This window comes from Streptomyces sp. E2N166, assembly GCF_003671715.1.
Classification (GTDB): domain Bacteria; phylum Actinomycetota; class Actinomycetes; order Streptomycetales; family Streptomycetaceae; genus Streptomyces; species Streptomyces thinghirensis.
Genome location: NZ_RAIF01000006.1, coordinates 1,173,077 through 1,176,122 on the forward strand (window position 1 = coordinate 1,173,077; position 3,046 = coordinate 1,176,122).

The window sequence follows — 3,046 nt, forward strand, 5'->3', positions numbered from 1 at the left end:
GAGGTAGGGGGTGGAGGCGGTGTCGCGCGGTGGGTGGGGAGGTTGGGGTGGAGGCGGTGCCGCGCGGTGTGGGGCCGCACGGCGGGAGGGCCGGGGGCGCACGGATAAGGTGCGGGGCGAACGATGTCCGCCCCGACGCGCAGCCCAGGACCCGCCATCCACGACCTCGCAGCCCGGCTCCGCCGGCTCCCTCCTTCCTGCGGGCCCGTGCGCCTGATCGGCGTCGACGGGTACGCCGGCTCCGGAAAGTCCACCTTCGCCGGGCGGTTGGCCGGCGAGCTGGGCGGTGTGCCGGTGCTGCACCTCGACGACATCGCCAGCCACGACGAACTGTTCGACTGGACCGGGCGGCTGCTGAGCCAGGTGATCGAGCCCCTGCGGCACGGCGACACCGCGCACTACGCCCCTTACGACTGGCGGGCCCGGTCCTTCGGTGCGCGGCGCCCCCTGCCGCCGGCCCCGGTGGTCCTGGTGGAGGGCGTCGGCGCCGGCCGCGAGGCGCTGCGTCCGCATCTGGCCCACCTCCTCTGGATGGAGCTGCCGCGCGAGGAGGCGTGGACCCGCGGACGGGCGCGCGACGGAGCGGAGCAGCGGGCGTTCTGGGACGGGTGGATCCCGGCGGAGCGCCGGCACTTCACCGACGACCCCTCGCGCCCCTTCGCGCATCTTCTGGTGCGGCAGATGCAGAAGGGATACGAGGTGCTTCAGGGGCCCGCGGGAACCGCCGCCGCCCCCTATTTTCTCACTCAGGGTGACGGGCCGTCCGCAGTGTGCTGAACTCGTGAAGATCGCTGCCCGGCAACTCGCCGGAGTGCCCCAACTCCGCTTGACCCGGGGGCCGTACAGGTCTTACGTTCTGGATGTGCGGCCATTCGGAGCCGCCCGCAGACGCGAAGCCCCCGGTTGTTCCCCCGTGATCGGGGGCTTCGTTCTGCCCTGAGCGCGTTTTCCGGCTGCTCCGTGGCGCGATCCGCTCACCCACCGTCACCGCCCTGCGGGCTCCCCCGTCCGCCCCCACCTCGCGCAACGGCCTGTCCCGGCACCCTTCGGAGGAAAGACCGCCGCGGGTACGATGCCATCGGTGCGACCTACGGGCGGTTGCCGCGCGCACCTTGCAACTCCGGTCCGCGGCACAGCCGTTGACCGAGGCGGCCGGCGGGCGACGGCTCGGCGGCATACCGACGGGGGCACGGTACGTGGGGGACGGGATGGACTTCGGCACGCAGGGCTCACAGGCCCCGGCCGACCTCGCCTGGCTGCGCGGCGTGGACGCCTACACCATGGGGGCCTACCCGCAGGCGGAGGAGGAGTTCCGGGCTGCGGTGCGCATCGACCCCACGATGGCCGACGGCTGGCTGGGACTGCACGCGCTGCGCGTCGACACCACCAACGCGCTGCTGAGGATGTTCCGGCACCGGGACCGCTTCGGCGAGCAGCGCGCCCGGCACCGCCGCACACTCAACTCCTGGTACTGGCTGGGCTGGTGGGTGCAACCCGTGCTGGAGAATGCCCGCGATCTGCTGCTGGCGCACGCCTCCCACTGGCTCGACGGCCGCCACGTCCCGGAACTGGACCGGGCCCTGGCCGGGCTGCCGCCCGTGGACGCCGACCCCCAGGTCCGCTTCCTGCACGCCTGCCGCGCCTACCTCGTCAAGGACTGGGAACAACTCGTCCGGCACACCGACCCGCTGCTCGGGGATCCCCTGCTGGGCATCGAGGCCGGCCTGTTCAGCGGCATGGCCCGGGTGCGCCTGGAGATGTACGGGCAGGCCGAACCACTGCTGTCGGCGGCCCTCATGCGGTGCCGCAGCGAGCAGCCGCAGCGCAAGGAGCTGCGCTACTGGCTGGCGCGGGCCCACGAGGGCACGGGCCGCAGCGCCGCGGCCCTGCCGCTGTACCGGGCCGTGCACCGCGTCGACCCGGCCTTCATGGACACCTCCGCCCGGCTGGCGGCGATCGCCGAGGGCGACGGTTACGACGACTCCACCGACCTCGCGGGGCTCGCCCAGGCCGGCCTGGGACCGGAATGCCTGGACGGTCTCGACCCCCTCTTCGGCATCGAGGAGCGCGGTCTCAAGGTCTCCGCGCCCGACCCCTCGCCGGCCGCCGCGCCGCTGCCCCCGCTGAGCGGCCCGTCGGTGCGCGAGAAGCCCGACGGACCGGACCCGTCCCTGCCCACCGGGCCCACCGACCCCGCGTTGCTGGAGGAGGCGCTCGCCGAGCTGGAGCGCATGGTGGGGCTGGAGCCGGTGAAGCGTCAGGTGAAGGCCCTGTCCGCGCAGCTGAACATGGCACGACTGCGGGCCGGGCAAGGCCTGCCGGTCCAGCCCCCCAAACGGCACTTCGTCTTCTCCGGCCCCTCCGGCACCGGCAAGACCACCGTGGCCCGCATCCTGGGCCGTGTTTTCTACGCCCTCGGCCTGCTCGGCGGCGACCACCTGGTGGAGGCGCAGCGGGCCGACCTCGTCGGTGAGTACCTCGGCCAGACCGCCGTGAAGGCCAACGAACTGATCGACTCCGCGCTCGGCGGCGTCCTCTTCGTCGACGAGGCGTACTCCTTGTCCAACTCCGGTTACGGCAAGGGCGACGCGTACGGCGACGAGGCGTTGCAGGTGCTGCTGAAGCGGGCCGAGGACAACCGGGACCACCTGGTGGTGATCCTGGCCGGCTATCCCGAGGGCATGGACCGGCTGCTGACGGCCAACCCAGGGCTGTCCTCCCGCTTCACGACGCGGGTCGACTTCCCGTCGTACCGGCCGCTGGAGCTGACCTCGATCGGTGAGGTGCTCGCGGTCGAGAACGGGGACGTGTGGGACGAGGAGGCGCTCGACGAGCTGCGCTCGATCGCCGGGCACGTGGTGGACCAGGGATGGATCGACGAGTTGGGGAACGGGCGGTTCCTGCGGACGCTGTACGAGAAGAGCTGTGCGTACCGGGACCTGCGGTTGTCCGTGTACCCCGGGTCGTTGACTCGGGACGACCTGGCGACGTTGCGCCTGCCGGATCTGATGCAGGCGTACGGGGAGGTGCTGTCGGGGCGGGGGCC

At 72.7% G+C, this 3,046-nt stretch carries 2 protein-coding genes; both read left to right on the forward strand.

Annotated elements, in window-relative coordinates:
- Positions 1-123: 123 nt before the first annotated feature.
- Positions 124-777 (forward strand): hypothetical protein, encoded by a 654-nt coding sequence (locus EBH09_RS05680; RefSeq protein WP_193776122.1) that lies wholly within the window; start codon positions 124-126, stop codon positions 775-777.
- Positions 778-1,208: 431 nt separating this feature from the next.
- The coding region (locus EBH09_RS05685) for an AAA family ATPase (protein WP_121746255.1) at positions 1,209-3,046 on the forward strand (1,838 nt) is incomplete at its 3' end.

What these genes read in the sequence shown, in the direction of transcription:
- EBH09_RS05680 (WP_193776122.1), top strand. Translation starts at nt 124, where the DNA reads ATGTCCGCCCCGACGCGCAGCCCAGGACCCGCCATCCACGACCTCGCA.